The sequence below is a fragment of the Alistipes sp. CAG:268 genome (genome assembly GCA_000434235.1).
In the GTDB taxonomy this organism is placed as follows: domain Bacteria; phylum Bacteroidota; class Bacteroidia; order Bacteroidales; family Rikenellaceae; genus Alistipes; species Alistipes avistercoris.
In genome coordinates this window covers 1-3,178 of the sequence record FR892005.1, presented here as the reverse complement: position 1 = coordinate 3,178, position 3,178 = coordinate 1, and the positions used below count along the sequence as shown (strand labels likewise).

General features: G+C 63.8%; 2 protein-coding genes. One reads left to right on the top strand and one right to left on the bottom strand.

What is annotated here, in order from left to right:
- The coding region (locus QZL63_RS06760; RefSeq protein ID WP_290586335.1) for an AAA family ATPase at window positions 1-626 on the bottom strand (626 nt) is incomplete at its 3' end.
- A 291-nt stretch (window positions 627-917) separates the two neighbouring features.
- Between QZL63_RS06760 and QZL63_RS06755 the strand changes: the two genes are divergently transcribed.
- A partial coding sequence (locus QZL63_RS06755) for an ATP-dependent helicase (RefSeq protein ID WP_290586332.1) occupies window positions 918-3,178 on the top strand: 2,261 nt, incomplete at its 3' end.

The window sequence follows — 3,178 nt, the reverse complement described above, 5'->3', positions numbered from 1 at the left end:
ACGCTCTTCTTTTCGAGCCCCTCGAGGTTCATGCGCACGATGTCGCGCTCCTCCTGCTTGTTGGGGTAGGAGATGCGGGCCTTGAGCATGAAACGGTCCACCTGCGCCTCGGGCAGCGGGTAGGTTCCCTCCTGTTCCAGGGGGTTCTGCGTGGCCAGTACGAGGAAGGGCTGCGGCAGCGGGTAGGTGTTCTCGCCGATGGTCACCTGGCGCTCCTGCATCGCCTCGAGCAGCGCCGACTGCACCTTGGCCGGCGAACGGTTGATCTCGTCGGCGAGGACGAAGTTGGCGAAGATCGGGCCCTTCTTGACGATGAAGTCCTCGCTCTTCTGCGAGTAGATGAGCGTACCGATCAGGTCGGCGGGCAGCAGGTCGGGGGTGAACTGGATGCGCGAGAACCCGGCATCGACGGCCTTGGCCAGCGTCGTGATGGCCAGCGTCTTGGCCAGTCCCGGGACGCCTTCGAGCAGGATATGCCCGTTGGAGAGCAGACCGATCAGCAGCGTATCGACCAGGTGGCCCTGGCCGACGATTACCTTGCCCATTTCGGTGCGCAGCGTATCGACGAAGACCGATTCGCGTTCGATGCGCTCGTTGAGTTCCTTGATGTTGATGACTTCGCTCATGTTTATCTGTTTGATAGTATTCCTAAATCGCTTCGCGTGTGCGTTTCCATAACGGGCCGCTCACCGATATTATTGCAAAAGTACAAATTTTTTCCGAAAACTTCCTCGCTTCCGTCCGCGGGCGTGGCTCCCGCAGTCCTCTCTCCGGGCACTGCGGCCTGCTGCCGGTGGGAGGCGCACCGTGCGGAAAGCCCCGCAGGGAAGCCTCCGGCGGGGTATCGCCCGGGCTTCGAAAAATATTTGCCCCGGGCTGTGCCGTGACGGGATTTTGCGGTATCTTTGCACCAGTTTATGGAATCGCAGATACTACAAGGATTGAACCCCGCCCAGCGAGCCGCCGTCGAGAACTACGACGTCGCGTCGCTCATCATCGCCGGAGCCGGGTCGGGCAAGACGCGCGTGCTGACCTCGCGCATCGCCTACATGATCGAGCAGGGCGTTGCGCCGTACAACATTCTGGCCCTGACCTTTACGAACAAGGCGGCCGAGCAGATGCGCTCGCGCATCGCCCAGATGCTGCCCGACAGCCGCAGCCGCTACATCCGCATGGGTACCTTCCACTCGGTCTTCTCGCGGATCCTGCGCGAGAATGCCGACCGCATCGGTTTCCCCGAGTCGTTCACCATCTACGAGCCGTCGGACTGCAAGAACCTGCTCAAGACGATCTTCCGCGAGCTGAACCTCTCCGACGACCGCTACAAGCCCAACGCCATCGCCTCGCGCATCTCCTATGCCAAGAACAGCCTCGTGACGCCGGGGGCCTATCTGGCCAACTCGGTCTACGCCGCCGAGGACCGGCAGGCGCAGATCCCCGAATTCGGCAACATCTACAACATCTACTGCCAGCGGTGCAAGCGCAACGGCGCGATGGACTTCGACGACCTGCTGCTGCAGACCAACATCCTGCTGCGCGACTGCCCCGACGTGCTGGCGCGCTACCAGGAGCTCTTCAAATACATCCTGGTCGATGAGTACCAGGACACCAACTATGCGCAGTATGTCATCATCCGCCGCCTCTCGCAGCTCCACTCGAAGGTCTGCGTCGTGGGCGATGACGCGCAGTCGATCTACTCGTTCCGCGGGGCGAAGATCGAGAACATCCTCTCGTTCCAGAAGGATTTCCCCGACGCGAAGGTCTTCAAGCTCGAGCAGAACTACCGCTCGACGCGGACGATCGTCGAGGCGGCCAATTCGGTCATCGTGCGCAACTCGAAGCGCATGGACAAGCACTGCTTCTCGGCGGGCGACGTGGGTGAGAAGATCCGTATCCTGAAGGCCTATACCGACCGAGAGGAGGCCGAGATGGTGGTTTCGGATCTGCGCGACAAGGTGCGCGCGGCCGGCGATGCCTGGTCCGAGGCGGTGATCCTCTACCGCACGAACAACCAGTCGGCCGTGCTCGAGGACAACCTCCGCCGCCGCGGCATCCCCTACCGCATCTACAAGGGCTCGTCTTTCTACGACCACAAGGAGATCAAGGACATGCTGGCCTACATCCGCCTGGTGATCAACCCGCGCGACGACGAGGCCTTCCGCCGCATCGTCAATTACCCGGCCCGCGGCATCGGCGATACGACCGTGCAGCGCATCGCGCAGCTGGCCGCCGAACGGGGCGTGTCGATGTGGGAGGCGGTCGATGCGCTGGTTGCCGAGCCGGTGACCGACCCCGTGCAGCGGACCATCGCGCGCAAGGTCGCGGAGTTTGTGGCGATGATCCGCGCGCTGTCGCTCGCCCGCAACGACAAGGGGCTCTACGACTTCGGTATGGAGATCGCCTCGCGTTCGGGCATCATCGCCGCCTACCGCACGGAGAACACCCCCGAGGCGACGTCGGCCCTGGACAACATCGAGGAGCTGCTTAACTCGATGCAGCTTTTCAAGGAGCAGCGCGACGCCGAGATCCGCGGCGGCGAGCGCACGGCCGAGGAGGAGGCGACCGTCGAGGAGTGGCTGCAGAACGTCATGCTGATGACCGACATGGACAAGGACGACCCCGAGGACAGCAACAAGGTGACGCTGATGACCGTCCACTCGGCCAAGGGGCTCGAATACAAATATGTCTACATCGTGGGCATGGAGGAGAACCTCTTCCCGTCGCAGCGGGCCTCGGAGTCGGCCGACGGCATGGAGGAGGAGCGGCGCCTGTTCTATGTGGCGCTGACCCGGGCGAAGGTCTCGGCGACGATCTCCTTCGCCGAGATGCGCTTCCGCTGGGGCAACATGGAGTTCTCGCACCCGAGCCGGTTCCTGCGCGAGATCGACCCGCGCTACATCGACTCCGATGTCGATTTCTCGGCCGAGGCGTCGCGGCGTCCGGCCGGCGGCGACGGGACGTCGGCCATCGACGAACTGCGCCGCCGCTTCGACTACCGCTTTCAGCAGAAGCGGCAGGAGGGTGCCGCAGGCCGCGGTTACGAGGCCGGCGGACATGGCGCTCCGGGCGGCGGTTCCTACGGTGCGGGCAGCCGTTTCGGCCGTCCGGCCGACGGGGAGTCGGGTGTGGCGCGCCGTTTTGCGCGGGCGACCCCGCAGCCGCAGCGCACCGCAACTCC